Here is a 21,704-nt window from a genome sequence, read left to right as displayed (position 1 = left end):
TATGATCGTTGTGAAAGATCTGCAAAGACATTATGGGTCAGGGGAAACTGCTGTCAAGGCTCTCAATGGTGTTTCGTTCGAGATAAAGAAAGGGGAATTTGTAGCCATTATGGGTGCATCCGGAAGTGGAAAAACAACTCTGCTAAGGATACTGGCATTATTGGACGATGCGACCGCCGGAGAATACACCATTCGGGGATTAAAGGTTTCCAGTCTGCCTGAAGCAGAACGAAGTTACTATAGGCTAACGCAGGTCGGTTATGTATTTCAGGATTATGCACTCATTAATGAAATGACCTCTGCGGAAAACGTTTACGTGCTTTCCATGATGGAAGGAAAGTCAAAGAAGGAATCCTATGATATTGCCCTTGAAGCATTGGACAAGGTTGGCCTGAAAGATAAGCACAAGCGGATCCCTGATGAATTATCCGGTGGAGAAAAACAGAGAGTAGCGATCGCAAGAGCCATAGCAAAAAAACCTGACATCATGTTTGCCGATGAGCCGTGTGCAAATCTGGATACCAGAAACTCGAGACAGGTGTTGGACGTTTTCAAAGAGCTGAATGAAAAATATGGCCAGACAATTGTAATGGTGACACATGAACCGTGGCATATCGAATATGTTGACAGGGTTATTACCCTCGAAGATGGTATTTTGGTCAGCGATGAGAGAACGAATGAAAAAGAGGCTAGCGAGGGCTGAAAAAAGATGAGTAGAAATGTCATATTATATATTGCAATGAGTTTAGATGGCTACATCGCACGAAAAAATGGCGATATTGATTGGCTGGATGGTGATGGCTCTGAACCGAATCCCGATTTTGGTTATGATGAATTTTATGGATCCATTGATACAGTGATTATGGGTCGGAAAACATACGATCAGGTACTTACTTTTGGCGAATATCCTTACAAGGGTACCAGAGGATATGTTTATACATCAGAAAAAAGGGCCAATAACGAAGATGTGATATTTACTAATGAAAATGCCGAAGATCTCATCGGAAAATTGAGAAATGAGGAAGGCAAAGATATCTGGCTGATAGGTGGTGCGGGAATAATTGACGATTTCATAAAGAAAGACTTGATCGATGAATACTTTGTAACTGTTCTACCTTGTATTCTTGGAGAAGGGATCTCTCTTTTTAAAGATAGGAATCCTGAAATTAAACTAAAATTGTTAAAGAACAAAACTGTAAATGGAATGGCAATGCTCCATTATATGAAAAGGTAAGTGATGTTCTTATGAACCAATTTATTGGCAAAGAAAGCAAAAGAGCACAATCTAAAATCAGTACAATTAAAATCCTTTCCATATTATCAAAATTTAAGCTCAAATATTGATGGGAAATGAGAATTTGGGCTCAGTATAAATCTTATTTTTCTCTTTTTTAAATTTAATCTATAATTCATAGTCATTTCTACAAAGCATAATTTTAAATATTATAAAGTAGGTATATGGATTCTGTATGCCTGTATATTTAAACAATCGAATATGCGGGCAGACCAGACTAAAAAGATGTATGGCAAAAAATCAGGTAGAAATTATGAACGAAACTGTATCGAATCTAACTAATATACGTATCCCCGAGGGTTACAGCATCAGAAGAATACAATTCTACTTCTGGTTGGGCCTGGTCTCAGCAATTTTGTTGAGGTTGATAATAATTGCAGATTACTACAACGGTATTCTTTCAAAAGCTCTGTTCTATCTGGGTGTCATTGGCTACCTTATCTTCTTCGCTCACAGATATCATGTTGCAACACGCCGGGTAGCTGTTCTGAGGAATCTGGAGCTGCTGGAAAAGATCGAAACAAGGCAGTCACTGAGCAAGACGGATTACGAAGGGCTTGAATATATCCTGTGGAGTCTCTCGGTGTCCAAGGAACGTCTGAATTATCTCACCATCTTTGCATTCTCAATACTGGCAATTGCAGTATCGCTGATGTTTGATATGGGATTTATCTGAACTCAAGATTACAAAAACAGAATAACGGAAAAACGATATAAAAACATTCGAAACAGGTGATATACATGTACTCAAGAAAAGAAGAAATCATCGACAGGGCAAAGCATGCTGTCATTGATCTCGATGAAAGTGAAGTTGAAAGAATAGCCCTTGAAGCAGTCAAAGCCGGAATAAATCCGGTTGATCTTATCGAGTGCGGATTCATTGAAGGGATTAAAGCAGTAGGCGATCTTTTCGAAGAGGGTAAATCACAGCTTTCCCAGATATTCCAGGCATCCCATATAGTAGAATCAGGGATCGATGTGCTCAAACCTGTGATAATTGACTCCAAACAGGATGTGTGCTGGTTCGGTAATCTAGTCGTAAGTATGTAATTAACTTAAGATACATTCCAGCATTCTCTTCCTCTTTTTTTATTTGTAATTCACCTACTTCACAAATAAGCCTCGGTCACATACCTGCGCATCATACTGTGGCTGTTGAAGTAGTAGGCTATCGTCCCTATGGAACTGTTCATCATCTTTGTCCATTCGTCCTTTCTCTTGTAGTACATCGGAATTATTATATACTCAAGTTTGCTGTAAAGGTCATCAAGTTCACGGGTCTTGCTCTCTTCAACAGATAATATCTCTTCTGGTTCAGGTCCTATGGACCAGCCATTGACCCCTTCTATCCAGCCCTCGATCCACCAGCCGTCCAGAACGCTGAAATTTACCACGCCGTTGTGAGCCGCTTTCATACCGCTTGTACCGGATGCTTCAAAGGGTCTCTGTGGTGTGTTTAACCAGATATCAACCCCTGATACCATCTTGGAAGCAATATCCATATCATAATTCTCCAGATATGCGATCTTGATCTCATTTTTAAGCTCATTTATATAGCCAAAGACCTCTTCAATAAGCTTTTTCCCCTTCATATCCTTCGGATGGGCCTTGCCTGCAAAGACAAGCTGGATCTTCCCCTTCTTATTAATCTTTTTCAACCTGGCAAGATCCGAGAAAAGCAGGTTCGTTCTTTTATATTCCGTAGCTCGTCTTGCAAACCCGATGGTCAGGGTCTCATAGTCCATACCAGCGCCTGTTTTTCTATTGACATAATCTATCAAGTTCTTTTTGGATTCGCGGTGAGCCTGCCAAATCTCCTCATCAGGTATGCCATCGATCCTTACAAGCAACTCAGGATCCTTTGCCCATCCTGGAAGATACTGGTCATAGAGTTTCCTGAAAGGAGTGGATGTCCAATTGTATGAATGAACTCCGTTTGTTATTGAATGGATGTGATATCCCGGAAAAAGTTTTGCAGAGACCTCGCGGTGTCTTTTGGTCACACCATTTACATATCTTGACAAGTTCAGGGCCAAAAGTGTCATGTTCAACCTGTCAGATCCTCCAAACCTCTTTAAAGCCTCCATGTCTGTATTTTCATCCATCAGTTGCTCTACAAGACTATGGGAAAACTTGTCGTGCCCGGCTTCCACAGGTGTATGGGTAGTAAAAATACACATCTCTCGGACCTTTTCAACATCCATTTCATATTTATGCAATAGTTCGAGGGTTAGCAGGCTTGAATGCCCTTCATTCATGTGATATTTCCGTACCTTGTATCCGAGGGCATCGAGCATCCTCAATCCACCTATCCCAAGGATAATCTCCTGTTTCAGGCGGTATTGCTCATCCCTTGCATAAAGATGATGGGTTATCTCCCTGTCCTGGGGAGCGTTACCTTCGACATCAGTGTCCAGAAAGAGTATTGGTATCGTGACCCCGATCATACTTTGATAATTGTAAAGCCATGTTTTGATCTTGACATCCCTGTTCTCGATCTTAACTGTAACCTCTGTGGAAAGAGGCATCATATACCTGAAAGGATCCCAACCCTCAGGATGCTCGGTCTGTCTGCCCTGTGCATCAAGCTCCTGTCTGAAATGTCCCTTCTTACTCACAAGGGTTACCGCAACAAGCGGGAGATTCAGATCAGCACTCGCTTTAATCGTGTCTCCTGCCAGGACTCCCAGCCCACCAGAATATGTATGTATATCATTCGTCAATCCAATCTCCATCGAAAAATAAGCGATCTTCTCCTTACCAATAACTCCCTCTGAACTGATCATTTAAACTCCCCAATCCTTTGATTTTACAAGAATATCCTCATTAATATCATCAAGAGTGTTACACGAAGTCATTATCATGGCTTTCTTTATGTCAGTTCTAATGTAATCCATGAGTTTCTTGACACCACTCTCACCGGATGCAATTACCTGACGTGCAACAGGCCTGCCCATCAGTACAAAATCGGCTCCCAGTGCAAGCATCTTCACGACATCATATCCATTCCTGATGCCACCGTCAGCAATTATGACCACTTTCTTGCCCCGCTCAGTTTCCCGGATGGCTTTTACGATTCCCGGAAGCACTTCGGCAACACCGGGTGTGGAGTCAAGTACACGTCCTCCGTGATTTGAAACTCCTATGATATCGGCTTCCGCCTCCACAGCCATCAATGCATCTTCAGGGCACATGATACCTTTTACCATGAAAGGAAGCTCTGTGGACCTCTTCAATTCTCTCAGATCCTCAACAGTTTTCCTGTACACCGGTTTACCCGCAAGGGTAAAATTCACCGAGCCGGCGCCGTCGATATCAATTCCAACAGCAAGGGCATTGTTTTCCTGGGATTGCCTCATCAGTTCAATGAGTATGTCCTGTGACTGGGGTTTGAAGATATTGATGCCATGCCCCTCTACTTTCTGTAATGCGAGTATACCCGGATGCATACCGTAATCTCCGGCAGTGTCACCTGTACAGCCTATTGTGTCGGCAAGCCTGCAACCTTTAAGAATGGAATATGAGAATTCTTCCTCGGTCATGCCGGTGAAAAAGCTCACACCACCCATGGGGGCAGCAAAGATGGGCATACAAACTTCTGTTCCGAAAAAGTTCTTTTTGATGATAGGGTCTTTGTGCTCACCTATGAGTCTTGTACGAAGCTGTATCTTCTCAAGTGCCCTGAAATTATTCAGGTAGGCAATTCCCTGACCGATAGCTGCAAGTCCAAGAGGCCTTCCATACTCCTGGGAGTATTCCGGCTTCACTGCAGGATTATCAGAAGCTGTGGATATTATCTCAGTGGCAACCTTTGCTGTCTGCTTCTTTTCTTTGCCCACGAAATTATCATTATCTTCGCTATCTTCTCTTTCCAGCTTATCACTGGTAGCTCCGCATATCGGACATCTCCATGACTCTGGAAAATCTGCCGGGATAATACCTGGCTCTATTCCTGTTTCAGGATCACCGAGATCCTCGTCATAATGATACACTTTACAGACTATACAATACCACTTTGCCAAATCCCCACCTATCCATTTTCCACTCAAGGTTTCAGGGAGAACCTAATAATTCCCACATTATCCGATAATCCCATATTTCCAATAATTCCCACATCAAATTTAATATTGCTATAACATAAATCTATCTTCTATTAAGATAAATTACTATGTATTTCATGTGTGGTGTGGGGATTACAAATGGATGAAATAAGAAAAGGATTGGAAAATGTAATTGCACTTGAGACAAGCATTGCTTTTATTGATGGAGAGCAGGGTATCTTAAAGTACAGAGGGCATGATATCAATGACCTGTCCAAGCTATCCTACTATGAGGTTTCACATCTTCTTGTAAAGGGCAGTCTTCCTGATGGCAGGGAACTTGAAGATTATTCGAATGAACTGAAACAGGAACGCTTTATTCCTTCGGATGCAATGGCCGTACTAAGTTCCTGCAACTTCAATATCGAAGCAATGGATGCCTTACGCACGACTATATCATATCTTTCACATTGCGATTCTGATATGAATGGCAATTCATCCGAGGAAAACATAAGGAAAGGAATGAGGATGATTGCAAAATTCCCTGTTATTGTTGCCATGTTCTATCGTATAAAAACCGGTCAGGAGATAGTTGAGGCAGACACTTCTATGTCCCATGGAGCTAACTTCCTTTACATGCTCAGGGGTGAAAGACCATCCGATCTGGAGGCTGAAATAATTGAAAAGGATTTCATTCTCAGTGCCGAACATGAATTGAATCCTTCAACATTCGCTTCAAGGCTTGCAACTTCAACGCTTACGGATATTTATTCTGCGATAATTGCAGGCGTTTGCACACTAAAGGGTCCTCTGCATGGGGGAGCACGCATGGCAGTTATGGAAATGCTGGATGAGGTTGGATCAGTTGAAAATGCAGGATTATATGTCGCAGATAAGGTGAATCTTCATGAGAAACTCATGGGTTTTGGACATCGCGTCTATAAGACCTACGACCCAAGAGCCCGGATATACAAGGAGCTTGCACGTCAGATCGCAGCGGAGAAGGGAGATCTTAGCTGGTTTGAGATCGCAGAATCAATTGAAAAGGCAGCTTTTAAGGAATTTGTAGAAAATAAGGGCAAAACTATTTATCCCAATGTGGATTTTTACTCCGCAGTCGTATATAAATATCTGGAAATTCCTCCAAAGCTTGCAACCGCAGTTTTTGCAATAGGAAGGATATCCGGCTGGATAGCTCATTGCCTTGAGCAGTATTCAGATAACCGGGTGATAAGACCCAGAGCAAAGTTCGTTGAGATCTAGATCATATTAATAATTTATAATTTGTTTAAACAGGTGACATTAATGAGCGATACTTCCACTCATGACCCCTTTGGGGCTAAAGGTACTTTTGATTTTGCCGGTAAGAATGTAACATTTTATCAGTTACAGAAACTTGAGGAACTTGGTCTTGTTGACCTTGCAAAGCTTCCGTATTCTATCAGGGTTTTACTTGAGGCACTTTTAAGAAACGTTGACGGAAAAGTAGTGACCGAAGAAGATGTCAAAAATCTTGCCGGCTGGAGTCCGAAAGGAGTTCCTTCATTAGATATTCCATTTATCCCCTCCAGGGTAATTCTTCAGGACTTCACAGGTGTGCCTGCGGTTGTTGACCTCGCAGCCATCAGGTCTGCCATGGAAAGGCTCGGTGGAGATCCAAACAAGATAAACCCTGTGATCCCTGCAGATCTGGTAATTGACCACTCTGTACAGGTGGATTATTACGGTACATCCTATGCCCGTAACTGCAATGAGAAATACGAGTTCCACCGCAACAATGAACGTTATGAGGTATTACACTGGGCACAAAAGGCTTTCGACAATATGAGAGTTCTTCCACCAGCCAGTGGTATCATCCACCAGTTAAACCTTGAATATCTTGCATCAGTGGTCCACTTAAAGGAAAAGGGCGACGAGCTCGTAGCTTATCCTGACACCATTGTTGGAACCGACTCACACACCACAATGATAAATGGTCTTGGTGTGCTCGGATGGGGTGTGGGAGGCATAGAGGCCGAGGCGGTAATGCTCGGACAGCCATATTACATGCCAATCCCTGAAGTTGTTGGTTTTGAGCTTACAGGTGAAATGAAAGACGGCATTACAGCCACCGATCTTGTGCTCACAGTTGTCGAGATGCTAAGGGAACACGGTGTGGTAGGTAAGTTCGTAGAGTTCTATGGTCCAGGTTACAAGACACTTGAACTTGCTGACAGGGCAGTGCTTGCTAACATGGGTCCTGAATACGGTGCAACCATGGGATTCTGTCCTGTGGATGAGGTCACACTCGATTACATGGTCATGACCGGCAGAAGTCAGGAACATGTTGACATGGTCAGGGAATACTGCCAGAAGCAGGGTATTTTCATGGCAGAAGATGCTCCTGTGCCTGAGTTCACTTCCACACTGGGACTTGACATGAGCACAGTTCAGCCAAACCTTGCAGGTCCTAAAAGACCACAGGATCGTATCCCAATACAGGATATGTCAAAGTCTTTCCACCAGACAATGAAAGATGTGTTCTCTGCAAAGAACGGCAAGGAACTCAATGGGGATAATGAAGATTACAGCCGCTGGCTGGCAGAGGGTGGTTACAGCATATCAGAAATGACACATCCACATCACACGGGACTCACCAAGAACAAGTGTTCCGATGATGCTGTTTCAGTAACACATGGTTCAGTTGTCATTGCATCCATCACATCCTGTACCAACACTTCAAGTCCTTCACTGATGATAGGTGCAGGTCTTCTTGCAAGAAATGCAGTGGAACGTGGCCTTAAGGTCAAACCGTTCGTAAAGACAAGTCTTGCTCCGGGCTCACGTGTAATTACAGATTATCTCGATGAGGCAGGACTGACACCATATCTTGATGCACTTGGTTTCCATCTCGTAGGTTATGGCTGCCTTACATGTATCGGTAACAGTGGTCCTCTCAGAGAATCAATATCTCAGAAAATAGATGACAGGGACCTCACCGTTGCTGCAGTTCTCAGTGGTAACAGGAACTTCGAGGGCAGGATCAACTCCCAGATAAAGGCAAATTATCTTGCATCTCCAATGCTTGTTGTTGCATATGCCCTTGCTGGAAATGTAGACATTGACCTGACAAACGAACCTGTGGCATGCGATCCAAACGGACAGCCAGTGTACCTGAAGGATATCTGGCCAGGAAAGGAAGAGATAGACCAGTTCACACAGGACTTTGTCAGACCTGAGATGTTCAAGGAACAGTATGCCAATGTGTTCGAAGGTACTGAGCTCTGGAGAAACCTCAATGCTCCTTCCGGATTGCTCTATGGCTGGGATTCCGACTCAACCTACATACAGGAACCACCTTTCTTCAAGGACTTCCCGCTTGAGGTGGCTGAAATGTCTGACGTCAAGGATGCAAGGGTTCTCGTATTCGTTGATGACAGTATCACCACAGACCACATATCTCCGGCAGGTTCAATCCCATCCGAATACCCTGCAGGTAGCTACCTGCTTTCCAAAGGTGTTGATGAAAAGGGCTTCAACTCATATGGTTCAAGACGTGGTAACCATGAAGTAATGATGCGTGGTACCTTTGGAAACGTTCGTCTGAAGAACAAGCTTGTTCCTGGAAAAGAAGGTTCCTGGACCATCTATCATCCCTCAGGCGAGGAAGCCTACATCTACGATGCAGCAATGAAATACATGGCTGAGAACATTCCTCTTATCGTTGTTGCAGGAAAGGAATATGGTACCGGCAGTTCCCGTGACTGGGCTGCAAAGGGCACACAACTTCTTGGTGTAAAAGCGGCTATTGCTGAATCTTTTGAAAGGATACACCGCAGTAACCTTGTTGGGATGGGTGTGCTGCCACTTCAGTTCAAGGAAGGCGAGAATGCTCAGACCTTTGGTCTTACCGGTAAGGAAACATTCGATATCATTGGAATAGAGGATATGGAACCCTTTGGTGAACTGCTTGTAGTTGCAAAGGACGAAAATGGTGAAGAGAAGAAATTCAACGTTGTTGTGCGCCTGAATTCTTCCATTGAAGTTGAATACTACAGAAATGGTGGAATACTGCACAAGTTCCTCAGAGACAGCATAAAAGGGGAATAATTCCTCTTTTTATCTGTTCTAACATTTTTATTTTTTAATCAATTTCTATCGTTTTTCATTATATTCATCTGTTTTTCTAACTAATAGCCACCACTTATTTTATTATTTCAAAGTTTATAAAAAAGCGAAAACTATTTATCCTTCTCCCTAAAAGTAATATTAGACATATTTTTGATTTTGAATCTGCAAAATCGCAGATTTTTACTTGGAGGCTTCTTAACTTGGGAGACATTAAAAAAGGATTAGAAGGCGTTGTAGCTTTGGATACCAGTATATCTTTTATTGACGGTTTACAGGGCATCCTGAAGTACAGGGGAATTGAGGTAGAACATCTTGCCGAAATGTCATATGACGCTGTTTCTTATTTACTTATCAATGGAATATTGCCGGATGAACAGGAATTGACGGATTATTCCAGCAGACTGAAAAATGAAAGATTCCTTCATCACAACATGGCTGATGTACTGAAGATATGTGAATTTGGTATTGAATCCCTTGATCTTTTAAGGACTGCAATATCATGTTCGGCTCATTTTGATACTGAGAAAGACATACATTCCCCCGAAGCAAATATCAACAAGGCTATTCGCCTGGTTGCCAAATTTCCAACAATGGTTGCTGCACTTGAACGTAACAGGATCGGTGTGGAACCTATTGGTCCAAACAACGATCTGTCTCACGGTGCCAATTTCCTTTACATGCTCACCGGAAGAATTCCTACGGATCTTGAGGCTGAAGCCATTGAAAAGGACTTTATACTCAGTGCCGAGCATGAGCTAAACCCTTCTACATTTTCTCTTCGAATTGCGGCGTCCACTTTATCTGATCTCTATTCAGCTATTATCTGCGGTCTCTGCACTCTTAAAGGTCCCCTTCATGGTGGTGCCAGAAAGGGTGTTATGGACATGCTTGATGAGGTTATAAGTCCCGACAATGCGGAAAATTACATTCAGGACAAGATATCCAAAAAGGAGAAGATAATGGGTTTTGGTCACAGGGTCTATAAGACCTATGATCCCCGTGCACAGGTCTATAAGGATATAGCAAGGCGCATATCCCTGGAAAATGGTGATACTGTTTGGTATGATATGGCCGAGAAACTCGAACACATCATGTATCATGAGTTCATAGAACTTCGTGGAAAACCTATCTATCCTAATGTTGATTTCTATTCAGCTGTGGTTTACAAGTATCTGGACATACCATCTGAGCTTGCAACTTCTGTTTTTGCCATTGGAAGGGTATCAGGTTGGATAGCACATTGCCTTGAGCAATATTCTGATAACAGGGTTATTAGGCCCAGGGCAAATTTTGTCTGAAAAAGTTAATTTTCTTTTTCACTTTTATTTTTCAGGGATATGTTCATGTTCTCAAATCCCTTTTGCACATTTGTGCCAATGAGGTGAATTATAATTGGAGCAAGTATTCCTCTGAATCTCTCACATTGGATGAAACGTGTTCTGTTCTCATCCAGTATCTCTATCCTGAATACGTGTTCTCCGTTAAACAATCCTTTGATCCATAATTTCCCCATCCATCGAAAGTCACGCATGTTGTCTACTTTCGTTATCTCAGGGTTGAATAACATTGCTCTGGAACCAGGGGGCTGAATCAACACTTCAGGTCTTGACCCTGCTTCAGCTTTTCCGTTCTTTATATGCAGAAACGGATTCCATTTTTCATATTTTTCAAAATCAGTCAGAATATCCCACACATTTTCTGCAGGGGAATCAATAATAATGTCCGTACATATCTTTCGCATCTGGAAGTAGGCCTCCGCTTAACAGCAGAAATCAAGAAAATCATTTGTGTATAGTAAAATCGATATCATATTTAAACTATCGAGTACATCTTATATATTCTAAATATATTTGATTGATTATATAAGTATCCTTTAAAATACTGAAAACAAAAAAGAAGTACCTGAATTACTGGAATTCAGGCTTTAAATTCAAGTGCTTTTGTCGGACAGACATCCACACATCTTTCACATTTGATGCAGTCAGGCTTTAGTTCACCGGTGTGAACATCAAGTTGCATTGGACATACCTTCTCGCATTTGTTACAGTCAATACACTTTGAATCTATGACCTTGAGCTGGTACTTCTTTCCTCCTATGAGGTTCTGTGCAGTTCCCATGGGGCAGAATGTACACCAGGTTCTGGGGCTGATACCTACTCCAAGCACCAGTGCAATGGCAGTTGTGACCAGACACATTACCACAAAGATCATTCCTATCTGGTTGATGATTCCCTGTGTGTTGATCACGTTAATTATTCTGTATGTCATGAATCCCATAAGCATCAGGAATACAGGGATTCTGATCCAGAAACTTTTCAGGAATCCGGGAATCTTTTTCTTCAGGGTGGCCTTTCCGACCCAGAAATCAATAAAACTTCCTCTGGGACACAGGTTTCCGCAGAACCATCTTCCCTTTGAGACACTGGTCACCATGAGTATGAGGATCACAAGTGGCATCATGTATCCAAGTATTGGGTACCACAACCCAACGATAGACACAATGACTACAAATATTCCAAGGTATGGGGTAATTTTAAGCATTTTTTCACCTTTAATATCAAATGAATAATTGGGAGTAATCAGTTAACTTCGTGTTTTTCTTCTGCCCATGCCTGAAGTTCAGTATCTACTCTCTTAACCCAGCTATTGACCATTTCCATGATCAACTCACGAATATCCTTTTTGCTGCGAATTTTGTAAACAAAGAAATATCCGCCACCATCCATGTTATTCTGGGAGCGAATGAGAATATTTCTTTCATAGAGTTTCTTGACACTTCTCTGAACAGTTGAGAGATTGAGCCCAAGCTCATCGGCAATCTCTTCGGTTTTCAGCCAGTCCTGGCCATATTGCAGAAAATGCTTTAGTACCTGCAGATCTGCTTTTGTCAGGTTCAATCCACACTTTATAACGGCTTCAATTTCGAATTCCTTACATGCAAAGTCGACCATGAGATACCTCCATTTTCTTACAGTACTGCATGTAGGGTGCAGTAGTATATAAAGGAGTTCAAGTACTGCATGGAATTGCAGAAAAACAGAAGTACCGTATATGTTTGATACGATTTAAAAAAATAAGGAGTAATGGCTTATAGGTAATCTCCAATTAGCCTGTTGATCTCATCGCTTCCTATTATTCCCAGTATCCTTGAATGCTCATCCACTACCGGAAGTGCTGATATGTTATTCATCTGCATCATTTTTGCAGCATTCTCTATACTGTCTTCAGGACCTGTGCTAATGACATTCTTCGTCATTATCCTTTCAAGTGATGTATAGTTCATTGCAACAGCTTTGGATATGTCCCAGGAAGTGACTATGCCTACAAGTTCATTATCATTTGAGACAACCGGAAGGTGAGTTATACCATTCTTACACATCACACGTGCTGTTTCCTCGATGCTGATGCCCTGTTTGATAGACACTATCTCCCTGTTCATGACATCTGCAACAACCACCTGTGACAGGAAGCTGGAAACTATGTAATTCAATTGTCCTGATTCCAAAAGGAAAGCATCATGCCCGTAGTTAGACTCTATTTCCCTGTAGGCTACCTCTTTATTGTTCACATTCAAGGCATCCACAAGTTCTCTTGATTGGTAAGGTGGGTACAACCAGTCGGAACTGACAGCAATTACCAGTAAGCTGGCTTCAACATCGCTTAATCCTTCCTTCAAAGAACCATTCTTTGAAAGATCGAAGTAGTCAAGGGCCTTAGTTATGTACAGATAGGAATTGGCATCAAAGCGTTTTGTGAAGGATTTACCCTGGTAGTGGAGATAGCTCTCGACCTCAAAGTCGAATCCAAGGTCAAAATCATAGTCTTTCTTATCCTGAAGCCGTCTGCCAAACTTCTGGTGCATGGAGTCGTCACTAAGGTATGTTATATGACCTATCATACGTGCCAGTGCAAGTCCATGAATGGGTGGTTCACCCGAATAATAGTCTCCTTTATTCCATTTCTGGTCTGAGATGATGGCTATACGTGCAACTTCATTGAAGGCTATCTGCTGTGGGGAGGACCTGGGTGTTGTTGCGATGGCAATGGCCTTGGCAACCATATTGGGATATGCTGTGGTCCACTGTAGGACCTGTACTCCCCCCATGGAACCTCCTATCAAGGCAAAAAGCTGTTGAATTCCAAAATGGTCGATAAGCTCTTTCTGGGCATTGACCATGTCCGCAATGGTTATTACGGGAAAATCAAGTCCATACTGCCTGCCGCTTTCGGGGTTGATGGAAGAAGGGCCGGTGGTGCCTTTACACCCTCCGAGTACGTTCGAGCATATCACAAAATACCTGTCTGTATCGAGTGCTTTCCCGGGTCCTATTAGAGTGTCCCACCACCCGGGCTTGCTGTCATCTTCATGCCATCCTGCAGCATGTGCATCACCTGTAAGTGAATGGCAGACCAGTATGGCATTGCTTTTATTGGTGTTCAGATTGCCATAGGTCTCATAGGCCAGTGTGACATCGCTCAGAGTTTTTCCACTGACCAGCAGGAATTCCCCGGGAATCTGGAATTCCCGGGTCTGAACTTTACCAACTGACTCGTGTTTCATTTTACTGCGCCTTCTGCAATGCCTGGTCAATGTCTGCTATTATATCTTCCACATCCTCAAGGCCCACAGACATTCTGATAAAGTCATCAGTGACACCTGTTGCCTTTCTCTCTTCCGCGGTAAGTTGTTGATGGGTGGTGGATGCAGGGTGGATAACAAGTGTCTTTGCATCTCCGATATTTGCAAGATGGGAAAGCAACTCTACATTGTCAATGAACTTCTTGCCATTTTCCAGTCCTCCCTTGATACCGAAACCAAGTATGGCTCCAAACTTTCCGTTCAGGTACTTCTTTGCGAGCTCATGACTGGGGTGGCTCTCAAGACCCGGATAGTTCACCCATTCCACAAGTGGATGTTCGTTGAGGAACTGCGCTACCTTCAGAGCATTGCTGCTGTGCCTTTCTATCCTCAGTGGGAGGGTTTCAACTCCCTGCAGGAAGAGGAAAGAATTGAACGGGCTTAATGCAGGTCCAAGATCGCGAAGCAGGTGAACCCTCATCTTGATAATGAAAGCGATGTTCCCGACTTCAGGGAAATCCCCGAAGGTTTCCCAGTATTTGAGACCATGATAACTTGGGTCTGGCTCGGTCAAAGCAGGGAACTTGCCGTTGTCCCATTTGAAATTCCCGGAATCAACTATTAGTCCTCCAATGGAGGTGCCATGTCCTCCCAAAAACTTTGTGGCTGAGAGTACCACTATATCCGCTCCGTAATCTATCGGCCGTGTAATGCCAATACCTACGGTGTTGTCTACTATAAGTGGAATACCTGCTTCGTGTGCTATATTTGCAAGCTCTTCAAGGTCGGGTACATCCAGTTTGGGATTACCTATGATCTCTACATAGATGGCCTTTGTCTTTTCATTGATAGCTTTTTTGAACTCTTCGGGTTTTGTTGAATCCACGAAAGTTACTTTCCGTCCCAGGTCCGGGAAAGTGTTGTTGAATAACTGGTAAGTTCCACCGTAGAGGTTGTTGCCTGAAACTATCTCATCTCCAAGTCCGGTAACTCCCAGGGTTGCAAGGGTTATGGCAGACATGCCTGATGCCACGGCTAATGCCCCTACACCACCTTCAATAGCTGCTACTCTCTTCTCAAGGACATCAGTGGTTGGATTCATGAGCCTGGTGTAAATGTTACCGAATTCCTTCAGCCCGAAAAGATTGGCTGCATGTTCTGCATCCTTGAATGCATAGGATGCTGTCTGGTAGATCGGTACAGCCCTTGAGCCTGTTGTTGGATCAGGGCTTTGCCCTGCATGAAGGGCAAGGGTGTTAAATCCATATTGTTTCTCGTCCATGATGTCTCTCCTGTGAAATTATCTTTAATTTATCTTAACTTGAATTTTTTCTTTAATTTAAATTATTCTTCAACCATCTTATAATTTGACATGTGGTGAAAATTACTATTTTGGTATTTTCTATCATTAATGTAACTTGCATCTTCTATTTATAATTTCTGCATATAACAATTGTGAATATATAACCAGTGGTAATACCAAGTTTAATCATGTATTTATGATTTTTTTGAGAATTAGTTATTTATTGAATGACTGATTAACTAATTTTAGTGGGATATATGAAAATAGAAAGTACAGAGAATTTAGATCATTCCTGCCTTGACAAACAGCATTCACACTGGGAAAACGTATTTTCAAAAGGTTGTGCTAACCTTTTTGGAACTGATGCCAGTGTACCTGCACAAAAGGCTGTTGAAATGTTCAAGAATGAGGGAAAAATTAAGATCCTGGAGCTTGGTGGGGGATTTGGCAGGGATACACTGTTCTTTGCAAAAGAAGGCTTTGATGTTACAGTAGGTGACTATTCTGAGCAAGCCCTTGAATCACTTCGATCAGGGTCAAAAGAACTGGGTCTTTCAGACTCCATTACTCCATTCTGTCATGATGTGAGAAAGCCACTTCCTTTCGAGGATGGACAGTTTGATGCCTGTTATTCCCACATGCTCATGTGTATGGCTCTAACAACCTCAGAACTTGAGTTTGCCATGCAGGAAATAAAAAGGGTTCTCAAAAAAGACGGTCTTAACATCTACACTGTGAGGAACACAACTGATCCGCAGTATGCGACCGGTACGCACCGCGGAGAGGACATGTATGAGATAGAAGGCGGATTCATAGTCCACTTCTTCAGCAGGGAAAAGGTCGACCATCTTGCCCAGGGTTATGAGCTGGTAGATGTAGGTACTCTGGAGGAGACAGCTCTTCCAAGAAGGCTCTATATGGTTACAATGAGAAAGCCGTGAATAAGATAAGCAACGCTAACTAATTTTTAAAAAAGGATGACAAGAGCAGGTTCAAAACCCCTGCCCTTATCTTTTTGATCCATCATTACCGTAATGATCCTATTCCTGTATCTCACTTTGCAGTTTCTTCATTTCCTGAATTTCCTTCCATCTTCTGACGATGACCTCACCAAGGAAGAGAATAAGCGCTGCTAGCAGGAAGTAGATCTTCTGGCTTACGGTCTCACGTATAAGCTTCTGGGAATTTTGTCTTGCTTCTTCAAATAATCGAGCACGAGCTTCATTTTCAGTATATGTTTCCCCGCCATATTTCTTAATAAGCGATGGTAGTTCTTCATTGAAGCCTACATCACGATATTCAATGGCATAATTTACTGCTACTGGGTAACCTGAAAAGTCATGAATGCCTATTAATCCAGAATCAACAGTAGCTTCGTAGACATTCTTTCCTATAAATGACGTGGTAATATCTTTCCCATCATATTTGAGGTTTGGTATATCTTCATCATACAGAGTAAGTTCAAGTTGTGCAGGAGTGCCATACCATGTATCGGGTGCTTCAACTATAAAACCCGTTTCTTCACGAGGATTACCGATAGCCCAGTTAATGGCACTAGAAGTTAACTTTGGATTATTGACAAATAAATCATTACTCCAACCATTGGATTTTCCATTATCTGTTGCAAGTACAGCGACTCTTCCAAGTCCATATCGCCATGTTGTGAGGATGTTTTTTCCGGTATTTGTAATCAATATTCTATCAGAACCGATTTTTGGAGTAACTTGATTATATCCTGTAATATTCCCAGAAATGTTTAAGTTGCGAGTTATAAAGTGATTTTGGTTGTATTCAAGGACTTCAAAAATACCTGTTTCCTCATCATCAATTTCTTGTTCATCAGGTTCCTCTTCGTTAGGCTCAACCTGTTGATTATTATCATTTACTCCAGCAACTAGGTCTACTGGCGATATGTATTTTGCTAGTGGGAGTCCACCAAGATCATCCATAAATTTTTCTGCTAGAACTTCTCCATTATTCACTTGACCAGTAGCGTTGGATTCTATGTGTATAAATGTTAAATAAAAACCACTATCAATCAAGCTTTTTGCAGTATTAAATGCTTCATCAAAAGCGTTGTCATTTGCTGGATTTATGCCAGCTGATCCATCTGCAATTATAATGATTGATTTTGCTGCAGTATCATCCTCTATTTTGCTTTCAATCAATTGTTGAGCATCGGATAATCCTTTATCCAAGTTTGTTTCTGACATGGGGTTATCGTATAATTGAATACTATCCAAACTTTCGTTAAAGTCATTAATATTTTGTGGAACAATTAACTCTAACATTTCTTCAGGTAGATCCCCTTCATAATTTCCCATGCCTATAATTCCCAAAGTTGCATCTTCAAACTCTTCACTACTTATAATATTCTTTGCACTTTGGATTATGAGGGGATAAGTTCGGGATGATCGTATAACATCACCGATTCTTTCTGTTCCTTCTCCCCCTGTGAGTGTACTTCCTGACAAATCAAGAATTAATACGACATATTTGCCACCTGTAGATTCAGTTGGTTTGGATATAATTGGCAGCAATTTTTCAAAAGACGAATCAAGATAGTTTCCTTTGTTAAAGGCTCTCTCTCCACCTACAACATATAGTCCACGACCTGAAGAAATATAATCTTCAAGCTTTTCAACGTCATCTTCTGATAAAGTAAATTCATGAATATTATCAATTACAACAACCTTTTGTTTACTTATATCTTCAATGTCAGAAAGTTTGTTTTCGATTCTCAAATCGTATATGCTATCGAGTTTTTGTGCGAAATCTGATTTTTTATCATTAGTTATGAGTAGTACTGTTGGTTGTTGTATTACGTACACTGTTTTATAAAATACATTATTGATAGAATCCATATCAAAACTGGATGGTTTGACTACAACCTTGATAATATGGCTCCCCATCTCCTTCTGTGAAAATACAATTGGTTCACTAAGCAGCGGAGAAGTTTTTTGGCGATCAATTTGGGTACGTTTTATGCCTGTTTTTTCAGGCTTACCATCGATGTAAACATCATATTGATAACTCATTGGTTCATCAGTTGCTTTTGAAACCAATATTTCAAAAGAAAGTTCAGTATCTACTACAACAGTCTTGTCCCCGAGTATCTGCACACTGAGGTCATTGAACTCAAGTTCAGGTTCTACTGCATAGACTGTGGTTCCGGTATCTTTTGCAAACTGCAGGGCATCCTCGAGCTCTGCACCGTGGTTATTGTTACCGTCAGTGACTATGACTATCTGGTTATCGCCTCTGGAGTATTGCATGATGGCATCTCCAAGGGATGTACTGTCGCCAGTTAGCTGAACAAGAGTAGTAGGTGTTCTTGCAGTCATAGCCTCGTAGAGATTGTTTGCTGTCTCTTCCTTGAATAGGCCCATGCTTGCTGTATTATCGGAAATGAGTACGATATCAGGTGTATCATCGCTGGTGACCTTTGGAACCAGTGTGAAGGGGGATGCCAGTGCAGTAACAAGCAGTGCTGCAACTATTATCCTTGAGATGATGAGTCCTTTTTTTGTACCTGTTCTCAGAAGGTATATTCCAGCGATGAGGACTGGTATCATAAGCCCGAGTAATTCAGGTTGCTCGAAATTGATCATTAAAGCTCACCTCTCTTCCTGATTATCAACAGTTCCAGTACTACCAGTGCAAAAACAATTATTATCATGTAAATATCCAGATACTTCTTCGCAGCATAAGTGCTGGCACGTACGATGCCTGGGTCATCATCTGCCTTTGAACGTTCGACCAGCTCTTTCCCTTCAAGGCTTGTGTCGGATTCCCTGTCATTATAGAGATTGACTGCAATGCTTCTGCCTGCAACTTCGTAGACACCTGCCTCGTCATAGAGCACTCTGTCAACAGTCTGGCTGCCACCGGGTGTCTGTATCTCCTGCTCCTTTGCCAGTGCCGAGATAGCTCCCGTCTTTAAGTTGTAATCGTTAACACTTCCCGACCCTCCAAGCCAGCCAGCCAGCTTGATCCAGAATACAGGGTACTCCGGAAGGTTATGGAAGTTGTTCCATGCATCCTCACCAAGAGCATCATTGGTACCAAGATAGACCACGGTTCCTTCTCCAAGTGTGCCATAGGTCAGCATTGGAGTTCCCTCTTCTGTGCTTACAAGAGTTGTGGAATCTCGTCTTGGGGTAGCGTTGAGGTATCTGTATACAGCGATCTCATCGAATTTGATGTCCTCGCTGAGTCTTGTTTCCTGTACGACCTCAAGGGTTACTCCGTCCTCGGTATCTGTAATGCCGTCGGTGATAACGGGTATAAGCTCCAGTAATTCTATCTTTGCCTTCTCGGCAGACAGCGCTTCACTTGCTATGAAGACCGCTTCACCGCCACCATTGATGAAATTGCTTAGAGTTACTATCTCATTGGATGCCAGTGTCCTATCCTTACTGGCGATGATGACAATGCTGTATTTTGAAATGTCATCAGGTATGCCTTCAAGCACTTTTGTCTTGATGTTTGGCATCAGTGAAAGAGCTGTTTCAGATGGAAGCTTTTCAGCATCAGATACAAAGAGCACCTGTTTTGTGGAAAGTTTTGGTATTGAAATGTAGGCAGTATTATCCAGCATCAGATCATCTGATCCGGTTATTTCCACTTCGCTTATGCCAGTTCCAAGATTTGTGAGCAGGAATTGTTGCGTGGCACCTGCGGCTATACTTCCAAGGTTCTCTGTTGTGGATTTTCCACTATCGAGATTTGTTACCTTAAGTTTCACAGATTCCCTGCTGCCCTTGTAGTTTTTCACCACACCGCTGTACTGGTAGTTGCCGTCCACAGTTTCTATATCACCCTGGATAATACCCACATTGCCTGTGCTTTTACCAACAAGCAGGTACTCCACTTTTATTCCGTAGGATTCTGCAAGGTTCTTTGCATTTACGGGGTCATCTCCGTCCCAGTTAGTAAAATCAGAAATAACGACTATTCTTCCCCCTTCTTGGGATAGTAGTCTCATTCCAGCAGAGACCGAACCGGATATATCGGCAACAGTTGCCTTTGGCTTGAGTGCATCAAGTGCATCATTGGTGGCTGTGGCTCCTGCACTCTCTATTATTGTAACAGGAACATTCTCTGCCAGGATAACACTGTTCTTCTTGCTGACATAATCCTCGGCTTTTGAAATTGCGCTGCTGAACCTGTTGTCCGTCTGCATACTTGCAGAGGCATCAATTATCAGTACAGTATGCTCACCGCTAAGAGGTTCCTCTGTCTCAAGGAAAGGTGCAGCCGCTGCAAGTGCCAGGAGTATGAGCACCAATAGCTGGATAAGGAAAAGAGGGTCCTTGATGAGTTTTGTTATGGAAGTAAAGAAACGTTTCTTCTCTTCCTGAACGTTCATAAAGAACATAAGGGAAGGAACCTGCACCTGCAGGGGCTTCGGACGTAGCAGGTAGAGAAGTATGAGTGGTATAATGCTCGCAAGAGCAGCCAGTGCCAGTGGTGTTTCAAACGGCATCAGAGTTTCCTCCTGCTTATGGTGTTGAAGAATGCATCAAATATTGGAACATCCGATGTGAATGTATAGAACTCAGCACCAACTTTACTGCATGCATCATGTATCCGGTTGACATGTTCCTCCAGTTGTTTCTGGTATTCGCTCTTGAAATCCTCGCTGAGGTAGGTATCTATCTTTGCTCCTGTTTCCAGATCAATGAGCTTACTGTGTCCGTGTAATGTGAGTGCGCTTTCAGCCCTGTCCAGCACCTGCACAAGTATAAGATCATGATTTGCAAGGCGGTATATGGCTGATTCGATAGCCTGCGCATCTTCGAGAAAATCAGAGATGATAATGACAACAGATCTTGAACTGATGGCTTTCTCGTATTGTAGCACACATTCGTCAATATCGGTTTTTCCCGCCAGTTTTATCTGTTCAAGTCTTTCTATATTCTGTAAGAGGTATTTTCGTCCTCTTCTGGGCTTTGTGATATCTATTTCCTCGGCAAAGGTTGAGATGGCGAACTTATCGTTATCTTTGGTGACAAGATATGCAAAGCCGGCTGCAAGCATAGTTGCATACTCGAACTTGCTGATATCAGCACTTGAATAATCCATACTCTTGCTGGCATCGAGGAGAATATGGGTTGTAAGTGATTTATCTTCCTCGAACTGCCTGACATAGAGTTTCTCCGATCTTCCATACGCTTTCCAGTCTATGGACTTTAGCTCATCTCCTGGATTGTACTCCCTGTATCCAATGGTATCAAGCCCTTTTCCACTGTGGATGGAGCGTCTGCTACCTGCATATGCAGTCGAGATCCTTTTTTTCACCATAAAGGTGAAGCGGTCAAGCTGTCTGAAAAAATCAACATCAATGGTATGCTTTTTATCGCTCATTGCCAGATC

General features: G+C 42.4%; 18 protein-coding genes. 8 read left to right on the top strand and 10 right to left on the bottom strand.

All coding sequences use genetic code 11. The features are described 5' to 3' along the window. Position 1: 1 nt before the first annotated feature. The 4 genes from V7O66_RS05390 to V7O66_RS05375 all read left to right on the top strand — a co-directional run bounded on the left by V7O66_RS05390 (position 2) and on the right by V7O66_RS05375 (position 2,344). Positions 2 to 703 (top strand): ABC transporter ATP-binding protein, encoded by a 702-nt coding sequence (locus V7O66_RS05390; RefSeq protein WP_406661942.1) that lies wholly within the window; start codon positions 2 to 4, stop codon positions 701 to 703. 6 nt (positions 704 to 709) lie between these two features. Further along, positions 710 to 1,234: a dihydrofolate reductase family protein gene (locus V7O66_RS05385; RefSeq protein WP_406661941.1), complete on the top strand. Its 525-nt coding sequence runs from the start codon at positions 710 to 712 to the stop codon at positions 1,232 to 1,234. 313 nt (positions 1,235 to 1,547) lie between these two features. After that, the gene (locus V7O66_RS05380) at positions 1,548 to 1,970 is read left to right on the top strand and encodes a hypothetical protein (protein WP_406661940.1); all 423 of its coding nucleotides are present in this window, start codon (positions 1,548 to 1,550) and stop codon (positions 1,968 to 1,970) included. Between the two features lie 65 nt (positions 1,971 to 2,035). After that, positions 2,036 to 2,344 (top strand): B12-binding domain-containing protein, encoded by a 309-nt coding sequence (locus V7O66_RS05375; RefSeq protein ID WP_406661939.1) that lies wholly within the window; start codon positions 2,036 to 2,038, stop codon positions 2,342 to 2,344. A 59-nt stretch (positions 2,345 to 2,403) separates the two neighbouring features. Here V7O66_RS05375 and glgP read toward each other — a convergent pair whose 3' ends face one another. Next, the gene (glgP, locus tag V7O66_RS05370; protein WP_406661938.1) at positions 2,404 to 4,080 is read right to left on the bottom strand and encodes an alpha-glucan family phosphorylase; all 1,677 of its coding nucleotides are present in this window, start codon (positions 4,078 to 4,080) and stop codon (positions 2,404 to 2,406) included. Beyond that, on the bottom strand, positions 4,081 to 5,316 hold the full coding sequence (locus tag V7O66_RS05365; protein ID WP_406661937.1) for an alpha-hydroxy-acid oxidizing protein: 1,236 nt from the start codon (positions 5,314 to 5,316) through the stop codon (positions 4,081 to 4,083). A gap of 177 nt (positions 5,317 to 5,493) precedes the next feature. Here V7O66_RS05365 and V7O66_RS05360 point away from each other — a divergent pair, with 177 nt between their 5' ends. The 3 genes from V7O66_RS05360 to V7O66_RS05350 all read left to right on the top strand — a co-directional run bounded on the left by V7O66_RS05360 (position 5,494) and on the right by V7O66_RS05350 (position 10,742). Beyond that, entirely contained in the window at positions 5,494 to 6,597 is a 1,104-nt protein-coding gene (locus V7O66_RS05360) for a citrate/2-methylcitrate synthase (RefSeq protein WP_406661936.1), read from the top strand. A 42-nt stretch (positions 6,598 to 6,639) separates the two neighbouring features. After that, complete coding sequence (acnA, locus tag V7O66_RS05355) at positions 6,640 to 9,423, top strand: aconitate hydratase AcnA (RefSeq protein WP_406661935.1); 2,784 nt, start codon at positions 6,640 to 6,642, stop codon at positions 9,421 to 9,423. A 221-nt stretch (positions 9,424 to 9,644) separates the two neighbouring features. Next, positions 9,645 to 10,742 carry a citrate/2-methylcitrate synthase gene (locus V7O66_RS05350; RefSeq protein WP_406661934.1) on the top strand — a complete coding sequence of 366 codons (1,098 nt, stop codon included), beginning with the start codon at positions 9,645 to 9,647 and terminating at the stop codon, positions 10,740 to 10,742. A 5-nt stretch (positions 10,743 to 10,747) separates the two neighbouring features. On the opposite strand, the gene V7O66_RS05345 is transcribed toward V7O66_RS05350, so the two are convergent. The 5 genes from V7O66_RS05345 to V7O66_RS05325 all read right to left on the bottom strand — a co-directional run bounded on the left by V7O66_RS05345 (position 10,748) and on the right by V7O66_RS05325 (position 15,305). Continuing rightward, a complete protein-coding gene (locus tag V7O66_RS05345) occupies positions 10,748 to 11,185 on the bottom strand; it encodes an SRPBCC family protein (protein ID WP_406661933.1) in 438 nt (145 codons plus the stop codon). Between the two features lie 176 nt (positions 11,186 to 11,361). Next, positions 11,362 to 11,985: a 4Fe-4S binding protein gene (locus V7O66_RS05340; RefSeq protein ID WP_406661932.1), complete on the bottom strand. Its 624-nt coding sequence runs from the start codon at positions 11,983 to 11,985 to the stop codon at positions 11,362 to 11,364. Between the two features lie 38 nt (positions 11,986 to 12,023). Further along, on the bottom strand, positions 12,024 to 12,395 hold the full coding sequence (locus V7O66_RS05335; RefSeq protein WP_406661931.1) for a MarR family transcriptional regulator: 372 nt from the start codon (positions 12,393 to 12,395) through the stop codon (positions 12,024 to 12,026). Positions 12,396 to 12,532: 137 nt separating this feature from the next. Then, positions 12,533 to 14,005: a homoserine O-acetyltransferase gene (locus tag V7O66_RS05330; RefSeq protein ID WP_406661930.1), complete on the bottom strand. Its 1,473-nt coding sequence runs from the start codon at positions 14,003 to 14,005 to the stop codon at positions 12,533 to 12,535. A 1-nt stretch (position 14,006) separates the two neighbouring features. Further along, positions 14,007 to 15,305: an O-acetylhomoserine aminocarboxypropyltransferase/cysteine synthase family protein gene (locus V7O66_RS05325; RefSeq protein WP_406661929.1), complete on the bottom strand. Its 1,299-nt coding sequence runs from the start codon at positions 15,303 to 15,305 to the stop codon at positions 14,007 to 14,009. 278 nt (positions 15,306 to 15,583) lie between these two features. Between V7O66_RS05325 and V7O66_RS05320 the strand changes: the two genes are divergently transcribed. Beyond that, complete coding sequence (locus V7O66_RS05320) at positions 15,584 to 16,267, top strand: class I SAM-dependent methyltransferase (RefSeq protein WP_406661928.1); 684 nt, start codon at positions 15,584 to 15,586, stop codon at positions 16,265 to 16,267. 99 nt (positions 16,268 to 16,366) lie between these two features. Here the strand turns inward: V7O66_RS05320 and V7O66_RS05315 are convergent, their stop codons facing one another. From V7O66_RS05315 to V7O66_RS05305, 3 genes are read right to left on the bottom strand one after another with little or no spacing between them, the layout of a single operon-like run. Further along, on the bottom strand, positions 16,367 to 18,937 hold the full coding sequence (locus tag V7O66_RS05315; RefSeq protein ID WP_406661927.1) for a hypothetical protein: 2,571 nt from the start codon (positions 18,935 to 18,937) through the stop codon (positions 16,367 to 16,369). After that, positions 18,937 to 20,814, bottom strand: a complete 1,878-nt coding sequence (locus V7O66_RS05310) for a BatA domain-containing protein (RefSeq protein WP_406661926.1) — start codon at positions 20,812 to 20,814, stop codon at positions 18,937 to 18,939. Before V7O66_RS05310 ends, V7O66_RS05315 begins: the two co-directional genes overlap by 1 nt. Continuing rightward, the gene (locus tag V7O66_RS05305; RefSeq protein ID WP_406661925.1) at positions 20,814 to 21,695 is read right to left on the bottom strand and encodes a DUF58 domain-containing protein; all 882 of its coding nucleotides are present in this window, start codon (positions 21,693 to 21,695) and stop codon (positions 20,814 to 20,816) included. The genes V7O66_RS05310 and V7O66_RS05305 overlap by 1 nt, the downstream gene beginning before the upstream one ends. Positions 21,696 to 21,704: the final 9 nt, after the last annotated feature.

Source organism: Methanolobus sp. ZRKC3 (genome assembly GCF_045291275.1).
Taxonomy (GTDB): Archaea; Halobacteriota; Methanosarcinia; order Methanosarcinales; family Methanosarcinaceae; genus Methanolobus.
The sequence above is the reverse complement of the archived record's forward strand: the minus strand, read 5'-3'. Positions and strand labels throughout refer to the sequence as shown.

What these genes read in the sequence shown, in the direction of transcription:
- V7O66_RS05390 (WP_406661942.1), top strand. Translation starts at nt 2, where the DNA reads ATGATCGTTGTGAAAGATCTGCAAAGACATTATGGGTCAGGGGAAACT.
- V7O66_RS05385 (WP_406661941.1), top strand. Translation starts at nt 710, where the DNA reads ATGAGTAGAAATGTCATATTATATATTGCAATGAGTTTAGATGGCTAC.
- V7O66_RS05380 (WP_406661940.1), top strand. Translation starts at nt 1,548, where the DNA reads ATGAACGAAACTGTATCGAATCTAACTAATATACGTATCCCCGAGGGT.
- V7O66_RS05375 (WP_406661939.1), top strand. Translation starts at nt 2,036, where the DNA reads ATGTACTCAAGAAAAGAAGAAATCATCGACAGGGCAAAGCATGCTGTC.
- glgP (WP_406661938.1), bottom strand. Translation starts at nt 4,080, where the DNA reads ATGATCAGTTCAGAGGGAGTTATTGGTAAGGAGAAGATCGCTTATTTT.
- V7O66_RS05360 (WP_406661936.1), top strand. Translation starts at nt 5,494, where the DNA reads ATGGATGAAATAAGAAAAGGATTGGAAAATGTAATTGCACTTGAGACA.
- acnA (WP_406661935.1), top strand. Translation starts at nt 6,640, where the DNA reads ATGAGCGATACTTCCACTCATGACCCCTTTGGGGCTAAAGGTACTTTT.
- V7O66_RS05345 (WP_406661933.1), bottom strand. Translation starts at nt 11,185, where the DNA reads ATGCGAAAGATATGTACGGACATTATTATTGATTCCCCTGCAGAAAAT.
- V7O66_RS05340 (WP_406661932.1), bottom strand. Translation starts at nt 11,985, where the DNA reads ATGCTTAAAATTACCCCATACCTTGGAATATTTGTAGTCATTGTGTCT.
- V7O66_RS05335 (WP_406661931.1), bottom strand. Translation starts at nt 12,395, where the DNA reads ATGGTCGACTTTGCATGTAAGGAATTCGAAATTGAAGCCGTTATAAAG.
- V7O66_RS05330 (WP_406661930.1), bottom strand. Translation starts at nt 14,005, where the DNA reads ATGAAACACGAGTCAGTTGGTAAAGTTCAGACCCGGGAATTCCAGATT.
- V7O66_RS05325 (WP_406661929.1), bottom strand. Translation starts at nt 15,305, where the DNA reads ATGGACGAGAAACAATATGGATTTAACACCCTTGCCCTTCATGCAGGG.
- V7O66_RS05320 (WP_406661928.1), top strand. Translation starts at nt 15,584, where the DNA reads ATGAAAATAGAAAGTACAGAGAATTTAGATCATTCCTGCCTTGACAAA.
- V7O66_RS05315 (WP_406661927.1), bottom strand. Translation starts at nt 18,937, where the DNA reads ATGATCAATTTCGAGCAACCTGAATTACTCGGGCTTATGATACCAGTC.
- V7O66_RS05310 (WP_406661926.1), bottom strand. Translation starts at nt 20,814, where the DNA reads ATGCCGTTTGAAACACCACTGGCACTGGCTGCTCTTGCGAGCATTATA.
- V7O66_RS05305 (WP_406661925.1), bottom strand. Translation starts at nt 21,695, where the DNA reads ATGAGCGATAAAAAGCATACCATTGATGTTGATTTTTTCAGACAGCTT.